Origin of the sequence: Burkholderia sp. JKS000303 (assembly GCF_002563755.1) — a bacterium.
GTDB lineage: Bacteria > Pseudomonadota > Gammaproteobacteria > Burkholderiales > Burkholderiaceae > Burkholderia > Burkholderia anthina_B.
Genome location: NZ_PDBZ01000001.1, coordinates 3,949,263 through 3,975,121, shown reverse-complemented (window position 1 = coordinate 3,975,121; position 25,859 = coordinate 3,949,263). Strand labels below are relative to the sequence as shown.

Genomic DNA, 25,859 nt, shown 5'->3' with positions numbered 1-25,859 from the left:
GCGCCGCTTCCCCAATACACCGGCCCCGGAGGCTGAATGGTCACCCTCAACATCAACGGCGAAAACCGCACGGTCGACGCCCCCGACGACATGCCCCTGCTGTGGGTCCTGCGCGACGTCGTCGGCCTGACCGGCACGAAATTCGGCTGCGGGATCGCGCAATGCGGCGCGTGCACCGTGCATCTCGACGGCGTCGCCGCGCGCGCGTGCGTGCTGCCGGTCGCGGCCGTCGCGGGCCGCAAGATCACGACGATCGAGGCCGTCGGCGCGACGCCGGCCGGCCAGAAAGTGCAGGAGGCCTGGCGCGAACTCGACGTCGTCCAGTGCGGCTACTGCCAGTCGGGGCAGGTGATGGCGGCCACCGCGCTGATTGCATCGAACCCGAGCCCGAGCGACGCCGACATCGACGCGGCGATGGCCGGCAACATCTGCCGCTGCGGCACGTACAACCGGATTCGCGCGGCGGTCAAGCATGCCGCGAAGGGAGCGTGAGATGAAACGATCCCCACGCTCGCTTTGTTCGCTCCGCCCCGAGGGGGCGGTCAGCGTCGTTGAGGCTGCACTGCGGAGGCTGACATGTCACAAGGACTGATCGAAGCCGGTCGGGCCGGCGCGGGCGTGTCGCGCCGTGCGTTCCTCAGGTTCGGCGTATCGCTCGGCACGGCCGCGGGCGGCGGGTTGCTGCTCGGCTTCAGCATGCCGGCAGCCGGCGACGACGCGCGGCGCTCGGTGATCGGCGGCGATGCCGACGAAAGCGCGCGCGCCGGCGTATTCGCGCCGAACGCGTTCGTGCAGATCGACCGCAGCGGCAAGGTCACGCTGGTGATGCCGAAGGTGGAAATGGGCCAGGGCGTCTACACCGCGCTGCCGATGCTGATCGCCGAGGAACTCGAAGTGCCGTTGTCGAGCGTGACGCTCGACCATGCGCCGCCCAACGAGAAGCTGTTCCTCGATCCGCTGCTCGGCGGCCAGTTGACGGGCGGCTCGACGTCGGTGCGTTACGCGTGGGAACCGCTGCGCCGCGCGGGCGCGACCGCGCGCACGCTGCTGGTTGCGGCGGCGGCGAAGCAATGGCATGTCGATCCGGCCACCTGTCGGGCGGAAAACGGCGAAGTGCAGCACCCGCCGAGCGGCCGGCGCGCATCGTACGGCCAGCTCGCGGACACCGCCGCGAAGCTGCCGGTGCCGAAGGACGTCGCGCTGAAGAAGCCCGAGGATTTCAAGCTGATCGGCCAGCCCGTGAAGCGGCTCGATTCGCCGGAGAAGGTCGACGGCACCGCGCAGTTCGGGCTCGACGTGCGCCTGCCCGGCATGCTGTACGCGGTGATCGTGAACAGCCCGGTGTTCGGCGGCACGGTCGCGAGCGTCGACGACACGGCCGCGAGGAAGATTCCCGGCGTGCGTCAGGTCGTGCGCGTCGACAACGCGGTCGCGGTGGTCGGCGATCACACGTGGGCCGCGAAGCGCGGCGCATCCGCGCTCGTCGTGAAGTGGAACGAGGGCGCGGACGCGAAGGTGTCGACGAAGGATCTGTTCGCGGATCTCGCGCAGGCGGCGGCGAACGGCAAGGGCGCAGTCGCTCGCAAGGACGGCGACGTCGGCAAGGCCTTCGCGAACGCGAAGACGCGTGTCGATGCCGTCTACGAACAGCCGTTGCTCGCGCACGCGACGATGGAACCGGTGAACTGCACGGTGCACGTGCGCGGCGACGGCTGCGAGGTCTGGCTCGGCACGCAGGTGCCGACCCGTGTGCGCGATACCGTGCAGCGGCTCACGGGCCTGTCGCCGGAGCGGATCGTCGTGCACAACCACTTGCTCGGCGGCGGTTTCGGCCGTCGTCTCGAGACGGACATGGTTGCGCAGGCGGTGAAGATCGGCAAGCAGGTCGACGCGCCCGTGAAGGTCGTGTGGACGCGCGAGGAAGACGTCCAGCACGACATGTACCGGCCGTGCTACTACGACAGGATCTCGGCGGGCCTCGACGCGAACGGCAAGCCGATCGCGTGGCAGCACCGGATCGTCGGTTCGTCGATCATGGCGCGTTTTGCGCCGCCGGCATTCCAGAACGGCGTCGACCCCGATGCGGTCGAGGTGGCGGCCGAGCTGCCGTACGACCTGCCGAACCAGCTCGTCGACTACGTGCGCCAGGAGCCGCGCCACGTGCCGACCGCGTTCTGGCGCGGCGTCGGGCCGACGCGCGGCACGTTCGTCGTCGAGAGCTTCATCGACGAGCTGGCTGCGCAGGCCAAGACCGACCCCGTCCAGTATCGCCGGGCGCTGCTCGACAAGACGCCGCGTGCGCGCAACGTGCTCGACGTCGCGACGAAGGCGGCCGGCTGGGGCACGCCGCTGCCGAAGGGCCAAGGACGCGGTGTTTCGGTGATGCATGCGTTCGGCAGCTTCTTCTCGATCGTCATCGACGTCGCGGTGGAAGACGGCGAAGTGCAGGTCAAGCGTGCCGTGTGTGCGGTCGACTGCGGGATGTTCGTGAATCCGAGCACGATCGAGGCGCAGGTGCAGGGCGGCATCATCTTCGGGATCACGGGCGCGCTGTATGGCGAGATCACGATCGAGGACGGCCGCGTCGTGCAGAGCAACTTCACCGACTACCGGATGATGCGCATCAACGAGACGCCGCCGATCGAGGTCCATCTCGTGAAGAGCGGCGAGGCGCCGGGCGGGATCGGCGAACCGGGCACGGCCGCGACGGCGGCGGCATTGTCGAACGCGATCTTCGCGGCAACCGGCAAGCGGCTGCGCAAGCTGCCGGTCGGCAGCCAGTTGAAGACGGCTTGAGGGGAGGGGCACGAACCATGCGAAACCTCACCCTGAACCGCCTGAATGGCGTCGTGCATGCGCTCGGCGCATCGCTGCTGGCGCTGTCCGCGTTGACGGCCGGCACGGTGGCGCACGCCGCGCAAACGGTGCCGGCCGACAGCGCGCTCGTCGCGCGCGGCGCGTATCTCGCGAAAGCGGGCGATTGCGTCGCGTGCCACACCGCGCCGCGCGGCGTGCCGTTCGCCGGCGGCCTGAAGATGGTCACGCCGATGGGCGCGATCTACACGACCAACATCACGCCCGACCCGGACACGGGCATCGGCGGCTATACGGAAGCCGAGTTCGCGGGCGCGCTGCGCGCGGGCGTCGCGAAGGACGGCCATCATCTGTATCCGGCGATGCCTTATCCGTCGTACGCGAAGCTGCGCGACGACGACGTGAAGGCGCTGTATGCGTACTTCATGCACGGCGTCGAACCGGTGAAGCAGGCGAACCGGCCGTCCGACATCCCGTGGCCGCTGAACATGCGCTGGCCGCTCGCGCTGTGGAACGTGGTGTTCCTCGACACGACGCCGTACGCCGACAAGCCGGCCAGGGACGCGATGTGGAACCGCGGCGCCTATCTGGTGCAGGGGCTCGGCCATTGCGGGTCGTGCCACACGCCGCGCGGCGTCGGCTTCCAGGAGAAGGCGCTCGACGAAGGCGGCGCGGCGTTCCTGTCGGGCGCGCCGATCGACAACTGGTTCGCGTCGAACCTGACCGGCGAGCACAATACGGGGCTCGGCCGCTGGAGCGACGCGGAGGTCGCGCAGTTCCTGAAGACCGGCGCGAACCAGCATGCAACGGCGTTCGGCTCGATGGTCAGCGTGATCAATCACAGCACGCAGGCGTTGACCGACGACGACCTGGCGGCGATTTCCCGGTATCTGAAATCGTTGCCGGCGGCGGGCGGCACGGGCGCGCCGCCTTACCGTTATGATCCGAAGGCGACGCAGGCCGCGCTGCTCCGGCCGGCGAACGATTCCGGCGCAAAGGTGTATAACGCTTACTGCCTGCATTGTCATGGCGCGGACGGTCGCGGCTACGCGCCGCTGCTCGCGCCGATTGCCGGCAATCCGAACGTGCTCGAGGCCGACGCGGCGTCACTGATCAACGTGACGCTGAACGGCAGCGAGTCGCTCGTGATAGGTGGCGTGCCGTCCGCGTACCCGATGCCGGCGTTCGCGAACGAATTGAACGACCGGCAGATCGCCGACGTGCTGACGTTCATGCGCGCCGGCTGGAACAACGGCGCGCCGGCCGTGCAGGCGGCGGACGTCGCGAAGCTCCGCAAGGCGACGGCGACCGCGCGTTAAGTGCGGCCCTGCGCGGGATGGCCCGATAAGCGTTGGCCTGAATTTTAAAGTCGCGGGCCTGTCGCAACCTGGACGGCCGCGGCGGGTTCAGCGACGATGTCGGGCCCGCAGTTGCCCGGCGCCGGCTTCGCATGGCGCGGCGCATTGCCTGCGGCAAGGCCATGCGCGAGTAGGAAACCAAAGGGCGGGCGGTCGCGCCCGCACCGACTGTCGCCGGTTGTGTCATGCCTGGCGACGGTCCCGATAACCGGCATGCCGGCGTTTGTTTGCGGCGGCACGCTTTTTCAACTACGCAAAGCAAAGGTGTCTGGATGGCTAACGTGACTTATACCGATACGCAACTGTTGATCGACGGCGAGTGGGTCGACGCCGCGAGCGGCAAGACGATCGACGTCGTGAATCCGGCGACGGGCAAGGCGATCGGCAAGGTGGCCCACGCGGGCATCGCCGATCTCGATCGCGCGCTGGCTGCTGCACAGCGCGGTTTCGAAGCATGGCGCAAGGTGCCGGCGCACGAGCGCGCGGCGACGATGCGCAAGGCGGCCGCCCTGGTGCGCGAGCGCGCCGACGTGATCGCCCAACTGATGACGCAGGAACAGGGCAAGCCGCTGACGGAAGCCCGTGTCGAAGTGCTGTCGGCCGCCGACATCATCGAGTGGTTCGCGGACGAAGGCCGCCGCGTGTACGGCCGGATCGTGCCGCCGCGCAATCTCGGCGCGCAGCAGACCGTCGTGAAGGAGCCGGTCGGCCCGGTCGCGGCGTTCACGCCGTGGAATTTCCCGGTCAACCAGGTGGTGCGCAAGCTGAGCGCCGCGCTGGCGACGGGCTGTTCGTTCCTCGTGAAGGCGCCGGAAGAAACCCCGGCGTCGCCGGCCGCGCTGCTGCGCGCGTTCGTCGACGCGGGCGTGCCGGCTGGCGTGATCGGTCTCGTGTACGGCGACCCGGCTGAAATTTCGTCGTACCTGATTCCGCATCCGGTGATCCGCAAGGTGACGTTCACGGGCTCGACGCCGGTTGGCAAGCAGCTCGCCGCGCTCGCCGGTCAGCACATGAAGCGCGCGACGATGGAGCTGGGCGGCCACGCCCCGGTGATCGTCGCCGAGGATGCGGACGTCGCGCTGGCGGTGAAGGCCGCCGGTGGCGCGAAGTTCCGCAACGCGGGCCAGGTCTGCATTTCGCCGACGCGTTTCCTCGTGCACAACAGCATCCGCGACGAATTCACGCGCGCGCTGGTCCAGCACGCACAGGGGCTGAAGGTCGGTAACGGTCTCGAGGAAGGCACGACGCTCGGCGCACTGGCGAACCCGCGCCGCCTGACCGCGATGGCGTCGGTCGTGGAGAACGCGCGCAAGGTTGGCGCGAGCATCGAGACCGGCGGCGAGCGAGTCGGCTCGGAAGGCAACTTCTTCGCACCGACCGTGATCGCGAACGTGCCGCTCGAAGCGGATGTGTTCAACAACGAGCCGTTCGGCCCGGTCGCGGCGATCCGCGGCTTCGACAAGCTCGAGGATGCGATCGCCGAAGCGAATCGTCTGCCGTTCGGGCTGGCCGGCTATGCGTTCACGCGTTCGTTCGCGAACGTGCACCTGCTCACGCAGCGCCTCGAAGTCGGGATGCTGTGGATCAACCAGCCCGCGACGCCGTGGCCGGAAATGCCGTTCGGCGGCGTGAAGGATTCGGGCTACGGGTCGGAAGGCGGGCCGGAAGCGCTGGAGCCGTACCTCGTGACGAAGTCGGTGACGGTGATGGCGGTCTGACGATCGTTCGACCCATGTGCGCACCGCGCAATGCGCGCGGCGCGTACGTAGCGTTGCTGGAGGCCGGGCGTTCTGCCCGGCCTTGTTTTTTCTGCCGTGTTCCGGATCGGCACGGCCAGCCCCCGCCGCTCAATGCCGGCTGCTGCCGCGATAGCTCTCCACTTCCGCGTCGTAGGCCGCCAGAAACGCCTTGCCGAACACCGACGCGAAATCGTCTTCGATCGCGAACACCGTGTCGCGATGGGTCGCCGCGTAGCGATCCCACATCCTCGCCTTGTACAGCGCGGGCACGCGCTTCTCGTACCAGCGCATCGCATCGTCGCGCTCGCGCAGCCGTTGCGGCGAAAAGCGCGTCAGCAAGTCCATCAGCGCGGCGCGCATGCCCGCGACCATGCCGATCTGGTGCGCATGCAGATCCTGGAACGCATCGCTGACGGCGCTCTGCGGCGACATGAAGCCAGGCAGCGGCAGGCCGAACATCTGACGCAGCACGGCGCCGCCGTCCGGCAGCAGCTTCAGCGGATTGTTCTCGCGGTCGAGCAGCATCGTCATGTGCGCCTTCACCTCCCGCTTCAGGATGCTGCGCGACGACAGCAGCTCGACCGTGCCGTTGGCGAACAGCGCGAGCAACTGCCCCGCGATGTACAGCTGCTCGGCCGACCATTGATGCGATTCGGCGGCCGTATCGAGTCCGGCGCCTTCGAAGAATGCGTTCAGCAATTCATCGGGCGTCGGCACGCGGGTTGCCTGCGGCGGCGGCTCGTCGACCGGCCGCGGCTCGGCGTGAGCTGCGGCCGGTTGCACGCGCACGTGCTGCGTCCACTCGGGCGCGTGGTCGGCCTGCGTCGCGGACGATGCGTCGCGCCCTGCATGGTCGCGTTTGGCCGATGACGCCGAATCCGATGCGCCGATATCGGACGACGACTGCGTGAACAGGTCGAGCGGGTCGATCGACAACTGATTCAGGTCGCGCTGCGATGGCGCCGCCGCCGCGGCTTGCGCGGCGCGGTTTGCCGGCTGCGCCGCATCGCGGGGGGCGGTGCCGGCCCGGGTGTCGGCGTCAATCGCCTTGCCGCGCGGGACGAGGCGTTCCTGCAGCAGGCCCCACAGCCGGTTGCCGGCGCCTTTCTCGCCAGGCACGCGCGCGGCCGTCTCCGGTGCCGCGCTCCGCGGGTCGCCGTTCGCACCGGACGCGGCGGGCATGTCGACGACCGGCGCCATGTGACCGTCGTCGCGCTCGGCTCTCAACACGTACGGCCCGATCCGGATGATGTCGCCGGTATTGAGCGCGCGCTCCTGCGCATAGCCGACCGGCTCGCGGTTCACCTCGATCGTCGACACGCTGCTCAGGTTCTTCAGCAGGCACGCATCGTCGCCGACCTGCAGCAACGCCTGCAGCCGGGAAATCTGCCGGGTGTCGTCGCGCAACACGAGATGATTGTCGGTCGCCCGGCCGATGGTGCCGCCGGGCGGGTGGAACACGACGGCGTCGTAGGAGTCGCTTTCGACCGGCTCGCCGGCATGTTCGATCACGATCAGTTGCATGTCATGCGTCGCTCGATGAGGAAGCGCTCGCGGGGACACCGGTTCGGTCAGGATGACGACGCATGTCTGCGGCGCGCGAATTCGAACGCGGGCCCCCAGATCGGATGTCCCTTCTCGGCGGGGGACAAGTCGAAGCGCGGGTTGAGGTCGAGAATCTTCGAGAACTCGGCGCGGCACTGCGTGATGCGGTTCGTCACGCAGTAACTGAACGCGAGCAGCTTGTGCGCGGCGACCTGCGTGTCGGTGTCGGCCCCGTCGATCTCCTTCGTGCGGCTCAGGATCGCGATCGTGCGTCCGTAGTCGCCGGCGCCATACGCGGCGCGCGCGCTGTCGAGCGCGCCGCGCGCCGCCGACTGCGTGGGGGACGTGCTGCACCCGCCGATTCCCAGCAGCAAGGCCCCGAGAATAATCACAAGCGATGAACGGCCTTTCATTTTGAAATGAAATATTTGCGTAATTGGAAGGTGACATACAAACGCTGTTGGATTCTAGTGCCAATCATGCCGCCGATCTTCTCCGTTACTTTTTGTTTCATTTGGGAAATTGTGTTGGAGTTAGCACTCAAATCAATTGCAAGTTTTAGACTTGTTAATCCATAAATTGGCTTCTATAGTTCGCTGTGATTTTGGGATTCGTCAGTTGTTTGCTCGGCGCCCGTCAATGGCCGGAAAAACGGGCCATCCATTCGCCCAACGCAAACAGCCTGGCACGACCCGCGAGGCGCGAACCAGCCGTCGCTCAGGGGCAGCGGGCCTGGGTTGCGCGCCCATGCAGCAAGTATCCGTGCCACCGAACCGGGCCGCCGCGGCGCGCCGGTCGAATCAACACGTCTTCTAAAAATGACCGAAATCAATTCAATCCATCGACATCTCCACAGGTTCGATCCCGGTCCATGATTGGAGATTTGACCCGGCTTTTCTCAAGAACAAATTGCCGATTTAAATTCGAATGGAAGGGTGCGAGAGTTGCATAATTACCGGTCAATTAATTGTCCCTTTTTAATCCGGATCTCCGATTTCGAGCGCGAAAATCGGCGGGGGATTATTGGGCTGCGAGGGTGAAATATGCGATGGCGGTCGAGCGGGTTCATCGTATTGGGATGTGCATTGCTGTTGCCCGGATGCGGCGCCACCGAGCGTGCCGCCGCGGTGCCGTATGCGATCACGGTCGACGTGGCGCCGGACGTCAATCCTGACCTCAACCGCAAGCCGTCGCCGATCGTGCTGAAGGTGTTCCAGCTGCGTGCGGCGTCGGCGTTCAACGGTGCGGACTTCTTCTCGCTCCAGGACAAGCCCGAGAACATTCTCGGTGCGGACCTGCTCGGCACCGACCGCGTGATCCTGCGGCCGGGCGAGTCGCGCACGCTGCACTACCGCGGCAATGTCGAGGCCGGCGCGATCGGCGTGGTCGCCGAGTACCGCATGCTCGACAAGAACCGCTGGCGCCTGACGGTGCCGCTGCCGCGCGCGAAGCAGCTCAACGTCTACAAGTTCTGGCAGACCTCGCCCGGCGAGTTGAAGCTGTCGATCGCGGTCAGGAACGGCGGTCTCGCGTTGAACGACGCGGGAGGGCGCCCATGACGGAGCCGACGATGTCCGCGACGCCGGTCGCCGCACTGCGTCAGCGCGTGGTCTGGACCGAAGGGATGTTCCTGCGGCCGCAGCATTTCCAGCAGCTGGAGCGGCACTGGGAACGCTACGTCGCGCTGCGCTGCCTGCCGCTGCAGGGGTTCTACTGGGGCTTCGACTCGCTCGAGATCGACCGTGAGCAGCTCGCGCTCGGCAAGGTCGCGCTGCGCGCGGCGGCCGGCGTGATGCGCGACGGGACGCCGTTCGATCTGTCGCATCCCGACGATCTCCCCGAACCGCTCGACGTGCGGGCCGATGTGAAGGACCAGCTGGTCGTGCTGGCGCTGCCGCTGTGGCGCGGCGGCGGCGAGGAGGTGTCGTTCGGCGCCGAGACGGGCGGCAGCGGCAATCCGGACGCTGCGCGCTACGTCGTGCGCGAATACGAAGTGGCCGATGCGAACGCGGTCGCGCTGGGCCCCGCGTTGCTGCAGACGGGGCGCCTGAACGTCCGGCTGATGCTCGACACCGAGCTGACCGGCGACTGGCATGCGCTCGGCGTCGTGCGGATCGTCGAGCGGCGCACCGATGCGCGGCTGCTCGTCGACGACGGCTATATTCCGCCGCGCCTCGTCGCGCAGCGCGACGCCGCATTGCTGGCGTACACGCGCGAACTGCACGGACTGCTCACGCAGCGCAGCGACGCGCTGGCCGAGCGCCTGTCGGAGCCGGGGCGCGGCGGCGTGTCGGAAGTCGCGGATTTCCTGCTGCTGCAGCTCGTGAACCGCTATCTGGCGCTGACCTGGCATGTGCAGCAGGACGTCGCGACGCATCCGGAGGTGTTGTTCTGCGACTGGCTGAAGCTCGCCTGCGACCTCAGCACGTTCACGGCGGCCGGCCGGCGTCCGCAATCGCTCGCGGTCTACGTGCACGACGACCTGCGCACGAGCTTCGCCGAATTGATGACGGAGTTGCGCCGGTCGTTGTCGACGGTGCTGGAGCAAAACGCGATCCAGATCGAGCTGCGCGACGCGGGCAACGGCATCCGGGTCGCGACGCTCGCCGATCCCGCGCTGCGCGATACGGCCGGCTTCGTGCTCGCGGTGCGCGCGGACGTGCCGGCCGACAGCCTGCGCGCGCGGTTTCCCGCGCAGGCGAAGCTCGGCCCGGTCGAGCGGATCCGCGACCTGGTGCAGTTGCAGCTGCCGGGCATCACGATGCGCCAGTTGCCGGTCGCGCCGCGGCAGATCCCGTACCACGCGGGGCACACCTATTTCGAGATCGACAAGGGCAGCGACCTGTGGAAGCAGCTGGCGCGCTCCGGCGGTCTCGCATTTCATTTCGCCGGCGAATTCCCGGGGCTCTCGATGGAGTTCTGGGCGATCCGCGGGTGAGGGCGGGGCAGCGCGATGAATTCTTCCTCCGATTCGATCTCCGCCGGCGCCGGCGGATTCGTGCCGCCGAATCCGGGCGGCACGCATCCGGCCGCCGCATCCGGCGCGGCCGGGCCGACGGCCCAGCAGCCGCGGCCGGGCCGCTGGGCCGCGAGCGGCACGAACCCGCTCGTCGCGGCCGCGAACCCGTTGCTCAATCTCGTGCCGCAGATCCGTTCCACCGTCCATCATCCGAACCCGGCATGGCTGCGCGAGCATCTCGTCGTCGAGATCCGCCAGTTCGAGGCGCGCGCGCAGGAAGCCGGCGTGCCGTCGGAGGCGATCATCGGCGCGCGCTACTGCCTGTGCACGGCGCTCGACGAAGCGGCCGCGCTGACGCCGTGGGGCGGCAGCGTGTGGTCGTCCCACAGCCTGCTCGTGTCGTTCCACAACGAAACCTGGGGCGGCGAGAAGTTCTTCCACCTGCTCGAACGCCTGTCCCAGCAGCCGCGCCAGCACCTCGACCTGCTGGAGCTGCTGTATTTCTGTCTCGCGCTCGGCTTCGAGGGCCGCTATCGGGTGCTCGACAACGGCCACGCGGAGCTCGATGCGCTGCGCCGCAAGCTGGCCCACACGATCCGGTCGGTACGCGGCGAATTCGATCCCGCGCTGTCGCCGCACTGGCGCGATGTCGTCACGCGCGACGTGGCGCGCCGCTTCGTCGTGCCGCTGTGGGTGTGCGTGGCGCTCGCGCTGCTGATCGGGTTCGGCGGGTTCGTCGGGTTGCGCATCGCGCTTGCCGGACATTCGGACCAACTGTTCGCGTCGATCGACGCGCTGCACGTGCCGAAGCTGCAGCCCGCGCAGGCGCCGCCGCGCCCGGCACCGGCGCCGCGTATCGCGAAGTTCCTCGCGCCCGAGATCGCGGCCGGCCTCGTGTCGGTGCGCGACGACGCCGATCGCAGCGTGATCGTGTTGCGCGGCGACGGGCTGTTCAAGTCCGGCTCGACGTCGGTGATCGATCGTTACGCGCCGGTGCTCGCGCGGATCGCGGATGCACTGAACCAGGTGCCCGGCAACGTGCGCGTGACCGGCTATACCGACGACACGCCGGTGCACACGGCACGTTTCGCGTCGAACTGGGACCTGTCGCGCGAACGCGCGGAAGCCGTGCGCAGCATGCTCGCCGCGCGCCTCGACCATCCGGAGCGGCTCGCGGCCGAGGGGCGCGGCACGCTCGACCCGGTCGCGCCGAACGATACGCCTGCGAACCGTGCGCTGAACCGGCGCGTCGAGATCACGCTGCTGCCGGCGCCCGGCAGCGCAGCCGTCGGCGCAACGCCGGGAGCGCATTGACATGAACCAGGCTGTCGCGCGTTTCGTCCGGCCGTTGCCGTCGCGGGAGATCTGGACCTTCGCCGGTCTCGTCGTGCTCGCCTGCTTCGTGTGGCTCGCCGGGCCGCTGTTCGCGTTCGCCGACGTCCGGCCGCTCGAGAGCGGCTGGGCGCGCGGCGTGACGATCGCGGTGCTGTTCGTCGCGTGGGGCGCACGCGTGGCGTGGCGAAGCTGGCACGCGAGCCGCCTGAACGCGCAGTTGCTGAACCAGTTGCGCGAAGCCACGCCCGGGCCGGCCACCGCCGACGATCCGGCGAAGGCCCAGCTCGACGAGTTGCGCAGCCGCTTCGACGAGGCCGCGACGCTGCTGAAGAAAGTCCGCTTCGGGCAGGCCGATACCGCGCGCAAGGGGGTGGCACACTGGTTCGACCGGATGTCGCGCCAGTATCTGTATCAACTCCCGTGGTACGTGTTCATCGGCGCGCCGGGCTCGGGCAAGACGACCGCGCTGGTCAATTCGGGGCTCAGTTTTCCGCTGGCCGAGCAGTTCGGCCGTGCGGCGATTCGCGGCGTGGGCGGCACCCGGCACTGCGACTGGTGGTTCACGAACGACGCGGTGCTGATCGACACGGCCGGCCGCTATACGACGCACGAGGGCAATCGCGCGCTGGACGAAGCCGAGTGGAAGGGTTTCGTCGAGCTGCTGAAGAAGTACCGCACGCGCCAGCCGCTGAACGGCGCGATGCTGACGATCAGCGTCGCCGACCTGGTCGGTGCGTCGGAGGCCGAGCGCACGCAGCACGCGATGGTGTTGCGCAAGCGGCTGCTCGAGCTGCGCGCGCAGCTCGGCATCCGGTTCCCCGTCTACCTGCTCGTGACGAAGGCCGACCTGCTGGCCGGCTTCGCCGAGTATTTCGGCGGCTTCGGCCGCGCGGAATGCGCACAGGTGTGGGGCTTCACGTTCCCGCTCGCGCAGAGCGAGGCGCCGGGCTTCGACCTGCGCGCCGCGTTCGACCGCGAATACCGGCTGCTGCACCAGCGGCTGAACGACGGTCTGCCCGAGCTGCTCGCGACGCAGACCGATGCACGCCAGCGCGAGATGGCGTATCTGCTGCCGCAGCAGGTCGCCGATCTGCAGGACATGCTGGGCCAGTTCGTCGCCGAAGTGTTTTCCGTGTCGAGCTTCGAGCCGATGCCGATGCTGCGCGGCGTCTACCTGACGAGCGGCACGCAGGAAGGCACCGCGTTCGACCGCGTGATGAGCGGCATCAAGCGTTTCCTGAAGATCGAAGGCGTGCCGCCGGTCGCGCAGGTCGGCTCGACCGGGCGCAGCTTCTTCCTGAAGTCGCTGCTGCAGGAACACATCTTCCGCGAAGCCGCGCTCGCCGGCAGCGACCTGCGCTGGCATCAGAAACGGCGCGTGCTGCAGATCGCCGGTTACGTGCTGCTCGCGATCGTATGCGTGGCCGTGCTGGCCGCCTGGCTGCGCAGCTACGCGAACAATCGCGCGTATCTCGACCGGATCGCACAGCGCGTGCCCGCGGTCGACTCGCAGATCGCCGGCGCGAAATTCTCCGATGCGTCCGATATCGCGCGGCTGCTGCCCGTGCTCGACGCGCTCGGCGGGCTCGCGAATGCCGGTGGCGTCGACCGCGCGCATCCGCCGCTCGCGTATCGCTGGGGGCTCTTTCAGGGCGAGAAGATCGACGAGGCCGTCGACGCCGTGTACCGGCGCGCGCTCGAGGACGTGCTGCTGCCGATCGCCGCGAGCCGGATGGAGGCCGCGCTGCGCGACGCGCGGCCGGACGAAACCGACTACGCGTATGCGGCGTTGAAGGCGTACCTGATGCTGTACGACAGCGCGCACTACGATCCGGCGTTCGTGCAGGCCGTCGTCGACCTGGAGATGGAACGCGCGCTGCCGCCCGATTTCTCGCCGGCCGAACGCGCGGCGCTGCGCGCGCATCTCGCCGCGCTGTTCGGCAACCGGGTGGCGGTGTCGCCGTATCCGATGAACGAGCGGCTCGTGGCCGACGTGCGCGACCGGCTGCGGCAGGTGCCGTTTTCGCAGCGGCTGTACCGCCAGCTCACGCGCACGCTGCGGCCGGCAACGTCCGCGTTCGACTTCAGCGTCGCGCGCGCGGTCGGGCCGGATGCGTCGCTGGTGTTCCGCCGGCAGAGCGGCAAGCCGTTGTCGGAAGGCGTGCCGGGCCTGTATACGCGCAACGGCTATCGCAACGTGTTCTCGCCGCGCCTCGCCAGCGAAGTCGACGCGTACGGACGCGAAGAGGTGTGGGTGCTGAACCTCGGGCTGTCCGAGATTCCCGGGCCGAACGACGCCGGCGCATGGACGCGCGACATCCGTCAGCTGTACCTGAACGACTACCTGAAGATCTGGGACGACTATCTCGCCGACATCAAGCTGCAGCACACGGCGACGCTCGCGCAGAGCATCCAGGTCGCGCGTGCGCTGTCGTCGGCGGATTCGCCGCTCACGCGGCTGATGGTCGCGCTCGCGCGCGATACGGCGCTCGGCGATGCGCCGGGCGGCGCGCCCACGCTCGCGTCGCGCGCACAGGACAAGGTCGACGAGGCGCGCAGCTCGTTGTCGCAGATCTTCGCCGGGCAGGGCGCGAGCGACGCGAATCCGTCCGCGGCGGCGCCCGCCAGCCCCGAGCAGGTGGTCGACAGCCACTTCGCCGGGCTGCGCGCGTTCGCGCCGGGCAGCGGCGACCAGGCGCAGGCGTTCGACGCGGTGCTGAAGTCGATCGACGCGCTCTATACGTACCTGACGGCCACCGACGACGCGCTGCGCAGCGGCGCACAGCCGCCGCCGTCCGACGCCCCCGCGCGTCTGCGCGCACAGGCCGGGCGGTTGCCCACGCCGTTCCGCGAAGTGCTGGACGACCTGTCGAACGTCGCGAACGGCAGCGTCGCGACCGTCGAGCAGCGCAGCGTCGCCCAACGGGCCGGCGCGAACGTCGGCGATTTCTGCCGGCAGGCGATCGCGGGCCGCTATCCGTTCGCGCGCGGCGCGTCGCGCGACGTCGCACCGGCGGATTTCGCGCAGATGTTCGCGCCGGGCGGCCTGATGGACGATTTCTTCCAGAAGAACCTGCAGTCGATCGTCGATACGACGTCGCACCCGTGGCGTTTCGCGAACCGCAATGCGGATGCCGATCCGGCGGCGACGGCGATGCTGTCGTCGTTCGAGAAGGCCGCTGTGATCCGCGATGTCTATTTCGGCGGCGGCGCGCGTACGGCGCAACTGAAGGTGCAGATCCAGCCGCTCGAAATGGACCCGTCGATCACGGAGATGGTGCTCGACGTCGACGGCCAGATCGTCCGCTATGCGCACGGCCCGCTCGTGCAGAGCGCGGTGGACTGGCCGGGCCCGCGCGGCAGCAACCAGGTGCGGCTGCAGGTGTCGGGGCAGGCCGGCGCAACCGATGGCTTCACCACCGACGGACCGTGGGCGCTGCACCGGCTGTTCGACCGCGCGGCCGTGTCGGCCGGGCGCGGCTCGGACCAGATGATCGCCCGCTTCACGGTCGACGGCAAACCGCTCGTGCTGCAGGTGAGTGCCGGCAGTGTGCGCAATCCGTTCAGGCTGCCCCAGATGGAGTCCTTTACATGCCCTCCGAAGCAATGAGCCGCATCCCGCCGCTCACGCGCGCCGATGGCGACGCCCCGGCCTGGTACGGAAAGATTCCCGGCGCCGGCGACTTCGTGAACAGCCGGCTGCCGCATGCGCTCGCGCTCTGGTGGGAACGCTGGCTTCAGCAGGGGATGGCCGCGATGCGCCAGCGCGGCCCGGACGAGATCGCGCGCCACTACACGGTCGCGCCAGTCTGGAATTTCCTGATCCCGGCGGGCACCGGCGCGTCGTGCGTGCAGGCCGGCTGTCTCGCCCCGAGCTGCGATCGCGTCGGGCGCTACTACCCGGTGATCGTCACGCTGCCGATGCCGGCGGCCGACTACTGGAACGGGCTGCCGGATGCCGCGGACGCGTTCTACTGGCAGATCGGCCATGCGCTGCTCGACGCGATCCGGCATGCGCGCGCGCCGGTCGATCTCGAGCAGACGCTCGACCGTGTGCGGCTTACTGCGGGCAGTGCGCCGCTGGCGGAACGCGTCGACGGGCTGCCGGCGACGCTGCCGCAGCGGCCGGCGCTCGCCGCATGGCCCGGCCTGTCGGGCTATTTCGATCCGCACGGCGGGACGAGCTTCTGGTGGACCAATCGTGCCGATGGATCGCCGTTGCGCACGCATGCGCATACGGGCACGCCCGACAACGCGCTGTTCCTGACGTTGTTCGGCGACGGCTGATGGCCGGCGATCGACGGCAGGCAACGCGGGCAACACGGATGCGGTATCGCGAGGTAGACATGAAGGACCCTGTATCGAGAGACAACGAGCACGACACGGCGACCCGTGGCGACGCGCCCGAATTCACGGTGCGGCCGCTGCCGCTCGGTCATCGGCTGGGCGAGCTGCAGCTCGACGAGGTGCTGGGCATCGGCGGTTTCGGCATCGTCTATCGCGCATTCGACCGCACGTTGCGGCGCGCGGTCGCGATCAAGGAGTACATGCCGTCGATGCTCGCGACGCGCGGCGGCGACTACACGGTGTCGCTGCGCTCCGAGCGGTTCGCGCAGGCGTTCGACGCCGGACGCGGCGCGTTCCTCAACGAGGCGCGCCTGCTGGCGCAATTCGACCACCCGGGGCTCGTCAAGGTGCTGCACTTCTGGGAGAGCCATGGCACCGCGTACATGGTGATGCCGTTCTACGAAGGGCGCACGCTCAAGCAACTGCTCGACAGCGGCATGCGGATGAGCGAGACGCAACTGCGCAACATCGTCGGCGCGCTGCTCGGCGCGCTCGATACGCTGCATCGCGCGCAATGCTTTCATCGCGACGTCGCGCTCGACAACGTGCTGATCCGCCCGAACGGCAGCGCGATCCTGCTCGACTTCGGCGCGGCGCGCAAACGGATCGGCGATCTCGTCGACGACGGCGCGATGATGATCAAGCCCGGCTACGCGCCGATCGAGCAGTACACCGACGATCCCGCTTTCAGCCAGGGGCCGTGGACGGATCTCTATGCGCTCGGCGCGGTGATGCACGCGATGATCACCGGCGAACTGCCGCCGGCGGCCGTCGTGCGCAGCATCAAGGACACGTACCGGCCGCTCGCGTCGCGCGAGTTGCCGGCCGGCGAGGTGTACAGCCCGGCGTTCCTCGCGGCGATCGATCACGCGCTGCAGTTGCGGATCCCGGACCGGCCCGAGTCGGTCGCGGCGTTCGCTGCGGAACTCGGGTTGCGGGATCTCGAGCGCACGGGTGGCGGGTATGGTGCGGCCGTGGCGCCGCCGGTTGGGGATGCGGGGGAAGGTGGGGAGGGGAAGGCGGCTGCCGCGGCGGGCAATGCGTCGGCTGCTGGTGCGACGAAGGCGTCGGCGTCGGCCGGTGAAGGCGGGACGGCGTCGGGCAATGCAACAGCGGATGTGCGAGGGGCGCAGCCCGAGCAGCCGGAAAGTCGGTCGAACACGCCGGACACGGAATCTGCCGCGCCTGCTGTCGCTGGAGACAAGCCTGAAGACCGCGCGTCGTCGGCGTCGAAGGTCACTGCGGCTGCGGCAGCCGGGGTGGGGGCGTTATCCGCTTCTTCGTCCGTATCGCAAACGTCGCCGACTTCCGCGAAAACGGGACACCCCGACGGGCGTGAAGACGAGGCGGAACGCGCAAAGAACGCGCCGCGGGATGAGCGGTCAGCGTCGAAGACGAAGGCGCACGACGACGCCGGCATGCGATCGGCAAGCGCAGGCGCAGGCATCGGGCAGCGCGATGCAACGGATATCGGGAACCCGAGCGGAACGGCGGAGTCGACGGCTGGCACGGCTGGCACGGCTGGCACGGCTGGCACGGCTGGCACGGCTGGCACGGCTGGCACGGCTGGCACGGCTGGCACGGCTGGCGCATCCACATCGACGTCCTCGGCGGGCGCATCACCTCCGGCCGGCACGCCACGCCGCCCGTCGTTCACCCGGACGGGCAACCGGCGCATCCCGACCTACGTGGGGGGCGCGCTGGCAGCGCTGATCGTCGTTGGTATCGCCGCGACCTATCTGTCGCGCCCCGCGAAAGTCACAAGCGAACCGGAAGCCGGCGCAAGCCAGCCACAGGCGGGCGTCGCGCCTTCGGCCGGTGCGTCGGACACGGCACTCGCGCAGCACGGCCCGACACCGATCGTCGTGCCGCCGTCGAGCCTGCCGGCAGGATCGTCCGCAGATGTGCCGCCGCCGTCGCTGGCTGCCGCCCCCGCCAGCGCGCCCGCCGTCGTGGCCGCCGGCTCCGCGCCGCAGGTTGCGACGACCGCCACGGACGTCGCGTCCGCCATGCCGTCGCAAGCCGGCTCCGGCTCGACGATCGCGCCGGCCGGCAGCCTCGACGCGTCCGAGCGCGTCGTCAACGTGCCGCCGTCGGAAGCGGCTGCGGCGCCGGCGACCGCCCCGGCATCCCCATCGGACGCCGACACGGCCGTCGCCGCGGTCAACGCCCAGGCCACCGAGCAGCGTCCACCGAAACAGGAAACCGTCCAGGTGCGCTTCAACGTGCGTCCGTGGGGCGACGTGTACGTGAACGGCGCACGGCGCGGCGCGAGCCCGCCGCTGCGCTCGGTGTCGCTGACGCCGGGCGTCTATCAGATCGAGATCCGCAACGGTTCCCTGCCGCCGTTGCACCGCACCGTGGCGATCGACTTCGGCAGCAAACCGGTCAACATCGACTATGCATTCGAATGACGTCAGCCAGGCGGCGCTGGCCGCCGCCGAGTCGTCCTCGCCATCGCCCGGCCTGTCGGCGACGCCGCGCGCCGACCTGATCGGTCGGCTGCTCGCGGAGGTCGCGCCCGATGCGCCGTGCGGCGCGAACCTCGAATACGACGCCGAGTTCATGCAGCTTCAGCAGCGGGCGACGCCGCGCGCCGAGCAGCAGTACGGCGACACCCTGATTCCGGCCGAGACGCCCGACTGGCGTGCGGTCGAGCGCCTCGCACTCGCGCTGGGCGAGCGGACGAAGGACTTGCGCGTTGCCGCGTATCTCGCGCGCAGCTGGACCGAGCAGCACGGCATTCCCGGCTACGCGGACGGGCTCGCGGTCGTCGCGGGCTTGCTCGAGCGCTGGTGGGACGAGCTTCATCCGCGCCTCGACGCCGACGGCGAACCCGACCCGACACCGCGGATGACTGCGCTCGCCGATGTCGCCGGCGCGCACGAGTGTGCGCGGGCGGCACGGCGTCAGCCGCTGTTCGACGGCGGCCCGAGCGTGCGCGATGCCGAACGCGCGCTCGACGGCCGCGACGAAGCGGGCGGCCCGGCGGCAGGCGGCGTCGGCAGCCTGGTCGTCGCACTGTCGAGCGCGGGCGACGACGGCCGCGTGCCGATTGATGCCGTGCATGCCGCGCTGCGCGCGCTGGACGCGATCCGCGCGCGCGTGACGGACCGGCTCGGCCGCGAATGGTCGCCGGATGCGAGCGATACGGAGAAAGCATTGCAACGCATCGCCCGTGAAGTGCCGGTAACGGAACCCGCGCCGGCGGTGCAGCAGCCGGCCGCACCGGAGGGTTCGACGCCGGCCGCATCCGGCGTCGCGCAAGCCGTGTCGGCCCCGGCAACCGTGCCGAACGGGCAGGCGTGGCGCGATGCCGAGGTCACGAGTCGCGACGACGTACGCGCCGGCCTCGACAAGATGTGCCGCTATTTCGAACTGCACGAGCCGAGCCACCCGGCGCCGCTGCTGCTGCGGCGCGCGCAGCGGCTGCTCGCGCTCGACTTCTACGAAATCATCCGGGATCTCGCTCCGGAGAGCCTGCCGAAGCTGGACCTGCTGAGCGGCGAACGGAGCGAATGAGGCAGGAGCCGCCACGCGGCGGCGACGTACACGCAATCTGATCGATGTGAAGGAGCGGACGATGACGGACAGAACCAGGGCGGCAGGCAGCGGACAGAAGTTCATCGCGCGCAATCGGGCGCCGCGCGTGCAGATCGAGTACGACGTCGAGACCTACGGCGCGGAGCGCAAGGTGCAGCTGCCGTTCGTGATGGGCGTCATCGCGGACCTGGCGGGCAAGCGCGCCGAACCGCTGCCGGACCTGCCGGAGCGCAAGTTCCTCGAGGTCGACATCGACAACTTCGACGAACGGATGAAGTCGGTCGCGCCGCGCGTCGCGTTCCAGGTGCCGAACACGCTGACCGGCGAAGGGATGCTCAGCGTCGACCTGACGTTCGAGCAGATCGACGATTTCTCGCCGGCGGCGATCGCGCGCAACGTCGATGCGCTGCGCAGGCTGCTGGATGCGCGCACCGAGCTGTCGAACCTGCTGTCGTACATGGACGGCAAGCACGGCGCCGAGCAACTGATCGAACGCGCGATCAACGACCCCGACCTGCTGAAGACGCTGGTGCGCGAGCCGCGCCCCGACGCGCAGGGCGGCGACGCGACCCAACCGGAGGCCCGCGATGAATGATCCCGCCCAATCCCGCGCCGATGCACGCGACGCCCGCAGCACTGCGGCGCCGGCCACCGCGCCCGGCGAATTCGCCGCGCTGCTGCAGAAGGCGTTCAAGCCGAAGACGGCCGAGGCGCGCGAGTCGGTCGAGCGCGCGGTGAGCACGCTCGCGCAGCAGGCGCTCGAACATACGGTCGGCATGACGACCGACGCGTACGGCAGCGTGAAGCAGATCATCGCGGAGATCGACCGGAAGCTGTCCGAGCAGATCAACCAGATCCTGCATCACGACGAATTCCAGACGCTCGAAGGCGCGTGGCGCGGCCTGCATTACCTCGTCACGCATACCGAGACCGACGAACTGCTGAAGATCAAGGCGTTGCCGGCGTCGCGCAACGAGGTCGCGCGGATGCTCAAGCGCTACAAGGGTGTCGCGTGGGACCAGAGCCCGCTGTTCCGCAAGATTTACGAGGAGGAGTACGGGCAGTTCGGCGGCGAGCCGTTCGGCTGCCTCGTCGGCGACTTCTACTTCAATCACAGCCCGCCGGACGTCGAGATGCTCGGCGAGCTGTCGAAGCTCGCGGCGGCCGCGCATGCGCCGTTCATCGCCGGTGCGTCGCCGGAGCTGATGCAGATGGATTCGTGGCAGGAGCTGTCGAATCCGCGCGATCTGACCAAGATCTTCCAGAACACCGAATACGCGGCCTGGCGCAGCCTGCGGCAGTCGGAGGATTCGCGCTACGTCGGCCTCGCGATGCCGCGTTTTCTCGCGCGGCTGCCGTATGGCGCACGCACCAATCCGGTCGACGAATTCGACTTCGAGGAGGACACCGACGCCGCGAATCACGACCGCTACACGTGGGCGAATTCCGCGTACGCGATGGCCGCCAACATCAATCGCTCGTTCAAGCTGTACGGCTGGTGTTCGTCGATCCGTGGCGTCGAATCGGGCGGGGCGGTCGAAGGGCTGCCGAGTCACACGTTCCCGACCGACGACGGCGGCGTCGACCAGAAATGCCCGACCGAGATCGCGATCAGCGACCGCCGCGAGGCCGAGCTCGCGAAGAACGGCTTCATGCCGTTCGTGCACCGGAAGAACTCGGATTTCGCGGCATTCATCGGCGCGCAGTCGCTGTACCAGCCGGCCGAGTATCACGACCCCGACGCGACCGCGAACGCGCGGCTGTCCGGCCGCCTGCCTTACCTGTTCGCGTGCTGCCGGTTCGCGCACTACCTGAAATGCATCGTGCGCGACAAGATCGGCTCGTTCCGCGAGCGCGACGACATGGAGCGCTGGCTGAACGACTGGATCATGAACTACGTCGACGGCGACCCCGTGAATTCGTCGCAGGAAACCAAGGCGCGCAAGCCGCTCGCGGCCGCACAGGTGGTCGTCGACGAGGTCGAGGACAACCCCGGCTACTACACGTCGAAATTTTTCCTGAGACCGCACTACCAGCTCGAAGGGCTCACCGTGTCGCTGCGACTCATCTCGCGGCTGCCGTCCGCGAAGGCGGCGAACGAGTGAGCGGCCATCGGCATGCGGGCCGCATTCAACCCGGCATTCAACCTGATTTCGCACCGAAACGGAGACGGCAATGGGCGTGGCAATGTTTATGAAGGTGGACGGCGTGACCGGCGAATCGGCGGACGCGCAGCACAAGGGCTGGACCGACATCGAATCGTTCACGTGGGGAGCGAGCCAGCCGGGCGCGATGGCGAGCGGCAGCGGCGGCAACGCGGGCAAGGCGAGCTTCAACGATCTCGTCGTGGCCGCGTACATGGACAAGGGGGCGCCCGCGATCGTCAAGAACTGCGCGAGCGGCAAGCACTTGCCGAAGGTCGAGATCTCCGCGTGCAAGACCGGCGGCACCCAGGTCGAATTCATGCGCGTGACGCTGCAGGAAGTGCTCGTCACGTCCGCGCAGGTCGCGGGCATCGATCCCGGCGACGCGGCCGACCGGCTGATGATGCACTACGGCTTTCAGGCCGCGAAGGTGAAGAAGCAGTACTGGCAGCAGAACGACAACGGCGGCAAGGGCGCCGAGGTGTCGGTCGGCTGGAACATCAAGGAAAACACCGAGATGTGACGGCGCACCGATGACGACGAACGACCCGCACAGCCGCGATGGCCGGCACGGCGGCATGCGCGACCGGCTGCAACCCGCGCTGCTCGACCGGCTGACCGACGACGCGCCGCAGCGCGCGACCGATCTGCCCGGCACGCAGTGGATCGGCGCCGAGCGCCTGCGCGCGGCCGTGCTGCGCGATCTCGCGTGGCTGCTCAATACCCGCAACGCCGAGGACGGCTTCGTCGACTTGGCCGCGTTCGCGCACGCGCAGGCGTCGGTGCTCAATTACGGGATGCGGCCGCTCGTCGGCAAGCCGATGTCGGGTGTCGAACGTATTGCGGTCGAGGCGTCGATCCGCGATGCGATCGTCCGCTTCGAGCCGCGCATCGCGCCCGACAGCGTCGAGGTTCACGGCATCGCCGATGCATCGGGCGGGCGCGCCGGCGAACGGCGTCACAACGTGCTGCTGTTCGAGATCCGCGGCACGCTGTGGTCGATCCCGCATCCGGTCGAATTCGTGCTGCGCTCCGACCTCGATCTCGAGACGGGCGCGATGTCGCTGCAGTCGGCAACGGGAAGCTGACACGATGGATACACGCCTGCTCGACTACTACAACCGCGAACTCGCGTACCTGCGCGAACTCGGCGACGAATTCGCGCAGCAGTTCCCGAAGGTCGCCGCGCGGCTGCGGCTGCACGAATCGGGGCCGCCCGATCCGTACGTCGAACGCTTGCTCGAAGGCTTCAGCTTCCTCACCGCGCGCGTGCAGCTGAAGATGGACGCCGAGTTTCCGCGCTTCACGCAGGCGCTGCTCGATGCGGTGTATCCCGGCTATCTCGCACCGCTGCCGTCGATGGCGATCGTGCAGTTCGCGCCGATGCTGAACGAAGGCAGCCTCGCGCAGGGCTGGCGGCTGCCGGCCGGCACCGCGCTGCGCGCCCGCACCGCCGCGTCCGAACAGACCGCTTGCGAATTCCGGACCGCGCACGACCTGACGCTGTGGCCGCTCGAACTGACCGGTGCGACCGTGACCGGCGCGCCGTCGTGGCTGCCGCGCGGCGCCGTGCCGGCTCGCCAGGACGTGCGCGGCGCGCTGCGCATCCGGCTCAAGGCGCGCGGCGGCGCCAGGCTTTCACAGCTTCCGCTCGACCGGCTGACCTTTCATCTCGCGGGCCCCGAGCGCGATGCGCTGCATCTGCTCGAGCTGATCGCCGCGCATGCGCTCGGCGTCGTCTGCCACGACCCGGGGCAGCCGCCGCGCTGGCTGCACACGCTCGACGCCGACGCGATCGTCCACGAGGGTTTCGATCCGGCGCAGGCCATCCTGCCCGACGACGGGCGCAGTTTTCACGGCTACCGGCTGCTGCGCGAGTATTTCGCGTTTCCGGCGCGCTTCCTGTTCTTCAGCATCGGCGGCCTGCGCGCCGCACTCGCGCGCGCCACCGGCGACGAATGCGAGCTGACCGTGCTGTTCGACCGCCACGACGCGGCGCTCGAGGCGGCCGTCGATGCTCGGCATCTGGCGCTGAACTGCACGCCGGCCGTGAACCTGTTCGCGCGTCGCGGCGACCGCATCCGGGTGCAGCCGGGCGCGCGCGAGCATCATGTCGTCGTCGACCGCAGCCGGCCGCTCGATCACGAGGTCTATGCGGTGCAGCGGCTCGCGAGCGAACAGCGCGACGACGGCCAGTCGCGCGAATTCCGGCCGTTTCATGCGTCGTTCGCGAGCGACGACGGCAACTACGGCGCGTACTACACGATGCGCCGCGAGCCTCGGCTGGTGTCCGTACAGGCACGCGCGAACGGCACGCGCACCGGTTACGTCGGCAGCGAAACCTACGTGTCGCTCGTCGACAGCCAGTGCGCGCCGTACGACGAAACGATGCGCTACCTGTCCGTCGACACGCTGTGCACGAACCGCGACCTCGCGCTGCTGATGCCGCCGGGCGACGCGAACGCGTTCACGCTGCGCATCTCGGCGCCCGTCGAGCGTGTCGTCGCGATTCGTGGCCCGTCGCGACCGCGCCCGCCCGTCGCCGATGCGCAGACGGCCTGGCGGCTCATCCGCCATCTCGGGCTCGCCCGGCAGACGCTGACCGATCTCGATGACGACGAGGGCGCGCATGTGCTGCGCGAACTGCTCGGCCTGCACGCCGACCCGGCCGATGCCGCGATGCGCCGGCAGATCGACGGCGTGCGACGCGTCGCGTTCTCGCCCGTATTCCGGCGGCTGCCGGCGCTCGGGCCGCTGATGTTCGGGCGCGGCGTGCAGGTCGACGTGACCGTCGACGATCATGCGTTCTCCGGCGACAGCCCGTTCCTGCTCGGCGCGGTGCTCGAACAGTTCTTCGCGCGTCACGTGTCGATCAACGCGTTCGCCGAATGCGTGCTGACCAGCGCACAGCGCGGCACGCTCGCGCACTGGCCGGCGCGGATCGGCAGGCGGCCCGCGATATGAAGCACGGCACGCCGCCCGGCGCGCAGCCGGCTGCCGACGCCGCACGCCGCGATGCGTGGTGGGCGCGGCTGCGTGCCGCCCCGCATGGCCATGATCTGTTCGAGGCATTGCGCTGGCTCGATGCGCTGACGCCTGGCCGCGTACCGCTCGGTCATGCCGCACGGCCGCGCGACGAGCCGGTGCGGCTCGGGCAGCAGCCGTCGCTCGCGTTCGCGGCGTCGATGCTGGCTGGCGTCTCCGACGATGACGGCGGCGTCGCGCGGCCGCGCATCGCGATCCACGGGTTCGGGTTGTTCGGGCCGAACGGGCCGCTGCCGACCCACCTGACCGAATATGCGTACGAGCGCGCGGCCCAGCACGACGATCCGACCTTCGCCGCATTCGCGGACCTGTTCCATCACCGGCTGATCCTGCTGTTCTACCGTGCGTGGGCCGATGCGCAGCCGACGGTGAGCCTCGATCGTCCGGGGCGCGCACGGTTCGACACGTATGTCGCGAGCCTGATCGGGCGCGCGGCGCATGGCGACGAGTCGACCGCGCATGCGGCCGCCGACACGCTTGCGCCGCACGCGCTGTATTTCCATGCGAGTCATCTCGTGCGGCACACGCGCAACCCCGAAGGACTCGTGCAGATCCTGCGGCAGCATTTCGGGGTCGACGCGCGCATCGTCGAGCACGTGCCGCGCTGGGTCGCGATCGAACGGTCGCAACGCTGCACGATCCGTGCGACGCGACCGACCATGCGCGTCGGCGGCGTCGCGCTCGGCATCGCGGTGCGCGACGCGCAGTCGCATTTCCGGATCGTGCTCGGGCCGCTGTCGCTCGACGCGTACCGGCGCTTCCTGCCGGGCGGTCCGCACGCGCGTCAGCTCGCGCACTGGGTGCGCGAATACGTCGGCATCGAGTTCGACTGGGACGTGCAGCTCGAACTGGCGTCCGACGCGGTGCCGGCGGTCGCGCTCGGCGCGGCGCAGGGTCTCGGCCGTACCGCGTGGCTCGGGCAGCGGCTGGAAGCGGGGCCCGCGCGCGATCTAGTCGTCCGTTACGACGCACGCCGTGGCGACTTGCCGCGCACCGGCGCCGCCCCTCATCGCGAAACTGCCTAAACGGG

At 69.2% G+C, this 25,859-nt stretch carries 19 protein-coding genes; 17 read left to right on the top strand and 2 right to left on the bottom strand.

All coding sequences use genetic code 11. The features are described from left to right. Window positions 1–36 precede the first annotated feature (36 nt). The 4 genes from BX604_RS18715 to BX604_RS18700 all read left to right on the top strand — a co-directional run bounded on the left by BX604_RS18715 (window position 37) and on the right by BX604_RS18700 (window position 5,890). Window positions 37–492, top strand: a complete 456-nt coding sequence (locus BX604_RS18715) for a (2Fe-2S)-binding protein (protein ID WP_098552102.1) — start codon at window positions 37–39, stop codon at window positions 490–492. 84 nt (window positions 493–576) lie between these two features. Next, window positions 577–2,796, top strand: coding sequence for a xanthine dehydrogenase family protein molybdopterin-binding subunit (locus BX604_RS18710; protein WP_098552101.1), 2,220 nt, complete (start codon window positions 577–579; stop codon window positions 2,794–2,796). Between the two features lie 17 nt (window positions 2,797–2,813). Then, a complete protein-coding gene (locus tag BX604_RS18705) occupies window positions 2,814–4,133 on the top strand; it encodes a c-type cytochrome (protein ID WP_098552100.1) in 1,320 nt (439 codons plus the stop codon). A 311-nt stretch (window positions 4,134–4,444) separates the two neighbouring features. Beyond that, entirely contained in the window at window positions 4,445–5,890 is a 1,446-nt protein-coding gene (locus BX604_RS18700; RefSeq protein ID WP_098552099.1) for an NAD-dependent succinate-semialdehyde dehydrogenase, read from the top strand. Window positions 5,891–6,019: 129 nt separating this feature from the next. On the opposite strand, the gene tagH is transcribed toward BX604_RS18700, so the two are convergent. Together tagH and BX604_RS18690 are read right to left on the bottom strand one after the other, a co-directional pair. Next, window positions 6,020–7,435 carry a type VI secretion system-associated FHA domain protein TagH gene (gene tagH / locus BX604_RS18695; protein ID WP_098552098.1) on the bottom strand — a complete coding sequence of 472 codons (1,416 nt, stop codon included), beginning with the start codon at window positions 7,433–7,435 and terminating at the stop codon, window positions 6,020–6,022. Window positions 7,436–7,482: 47 nt separating this feature from the next. Then, window positions 7,483–7,869, bottom strand: a complete 387-nt coding sequence (locus tag BX604_RS18690) for a TssQ family T6SS-associated lipoprotein (protein ID WP_098552097.1) — start codon at window positions 7,867–7,869, stop codon at window positions 7,483–7,485. A gap of 630 nt (window positions 7,870–8,499) precedes the next feature. Here BX604_RS18690 and tssJ point away from each other — a divergent pair. The 13 genes from tssJ to tssG all read left to right on the top strand — a co-directional run bounded on the left by tssJ (window position 8,500) and on the right by tssG (window position 25,854). Continuing rightward, complete coding sequence (tssJ, locus tag BX604_RS18685) at window positions 8,500–9,015, top strand: type VI secretion system lipoprotein TssJ (protein ID WP_098552096.1); 516 nt, start codon at window positions 8,500–8,502, stop codon at window positions 9,013–9,015. Then, a complete protein-coding gene (tssK, locus tag BX604_RS18680) occupies window positions 9,012–10,394 on the top strand; it encodes a type VI secretion system baseplate subunit TssK (protein ID WP_098552095.1) in 1,383 nt (460 codons plus the stop codon). Before tssJ ends, tssK begins: the two co-directional genes overlap by 4 nt. Window positions 10,395–10,409: 15 nt before the next feature. Next, window positions 10,410–11,729, top strand: a complete 1,320-nt coding sequence (locus BX604_RS18675; RefSeq protein ID WP_098552094.1) for a DotU family type VI secretion system protein — start codon at window positions 10,410–10,412, stop codon at window positions 11,727–11,729. 1 nt (window position 11,730) lies between these two features. Continuing rightward, the gene (tssM, locus tag BX604_RS18670) at window positions 11,731–15,360 is read left to right on the top strand and encodes a type VI secretion system membrane subunit TssM (protein WP_098552093.1); all 3,630 of its coding nucleotides are present in this window, start codon (window positions 11,731–11,733) and stop codon (window positions 15,358–15,360) included. After that, window positions 15,342–16,037, top strand: coding sequence for a type VI secretion system-associated protein TagF (tagF, locus tag BX604_RS18665; RefSeq protein ID WP_179894825.1), 696 nt, complete (start codon window positions 15,342–15,344; stop codon window positions 16,035–16,037). The genes tssM and tagF overlap by 19 nt, the downstream gene beginning before the upstream one ends. 59 nt (window positions 16,038–16,096) lie before the next feature. After that, a complete protein-coding gene (locus BX604_RS18660) occupies window positions 16,097–18,511 on the top strand; it encodes a serine/threonine protein kinase (protein WP_098552091.1) in 2,415 nt (804 codons plus the stop codon). After that, the gene (gene tssA, locus BX604_RS18655; RefSeq protein WP_098552090.1) at window positions 18,498–19,619 is read left to right on the top strand and encodes a type VI secretion system protein TssA; all 1,122 of its coding nucleotides are present in this window, start codon (window positions 18,498–18,500) and stop codon (window positions 19,617–19,619) included. Before BX604_RS18660 ends, tssA begins: the two co-directional genes overlap by 14 nt. 61 nt (window positions 19,620–19,680) lie before the next feature. Then, a complete protein-coding gene (tssB, locus tag BX604_RS18650) occupies window positions 19,681–20,235 on the top strand; it encodes a type VI secretion system contractile sheath small subunit (protein WP_098552089.1) in 555 nt (184 codons plus the stop codon). Then, window positions 20,228–21,745, top strand: coding sequence for a type VI secretion system contractile sheath large subunit (tssC, locus tag BX604_RS18645; RefSeq protein ID WP_098552088.1), 1,518 nt, complete (start codon window positions 20,228–20,230; stop codon window positions 21,743–21,745). Before tssB ends, tssC begins: the two co-directional genes overlap by 8 nt. Window positions 21,746–21,815: 70 nt before the next feature. Next, window positions 21,816–22,307 (top strand): Hcp family type VI secretion system effector, encoded by a 492-nt coding sequence (locus BX604_RS18640; RefSeq protein ID WP_059525502.1) that lies wholly within the window; start codon window positions 21,816–21,818, stop codon window positions 22,305–22,307. Window positions 22,308–22,317: 10 nt separating this feature from the next. Further along, window positions 22,318–22,872: a type VI secretion system baseplate subunit TssE gene (gene tssE / locus BX604_RS18635; RefSeq protein WP_098552087.1), complete on the top strand. Its 555-nt coding sequence runs from the start codon at window positions 22,318–22,320 to the stop codon at window positions 22,870–22,872. Between the two features lie 4 nt (window positions 22,873–22,876). Then, on the top strand, window positions 22,877–24,748 hold the full coding sequence (gene tssF, locus BX604_RS18630; protein ID WP_098552086.1) for a type VI secretion system baseplate subunit TssF: 1,872 nt from the start codon (window positions 22,877–22,879) through the stop codon (window positions 24,746–24,748). Beyond that, window positions 24,745–25,854: a type VI secretion system baseplate subunit TssG gene (gene tssG, locus BX604_RS18625; RefSeq protein WP_143748061.1), complete on the top strand. Its 1,110-nt coding sequence runs from the start codon at window positions 24,745–24,747 to the stop codon at window positions 25,852–25,854. The genes tssF and tssG overlap by 4 nt, the downstream gene beginning before the upstream one ends. The last annotated feature ends 5 nt before the right edge of the window (window positions 25,855–25,859 follow it).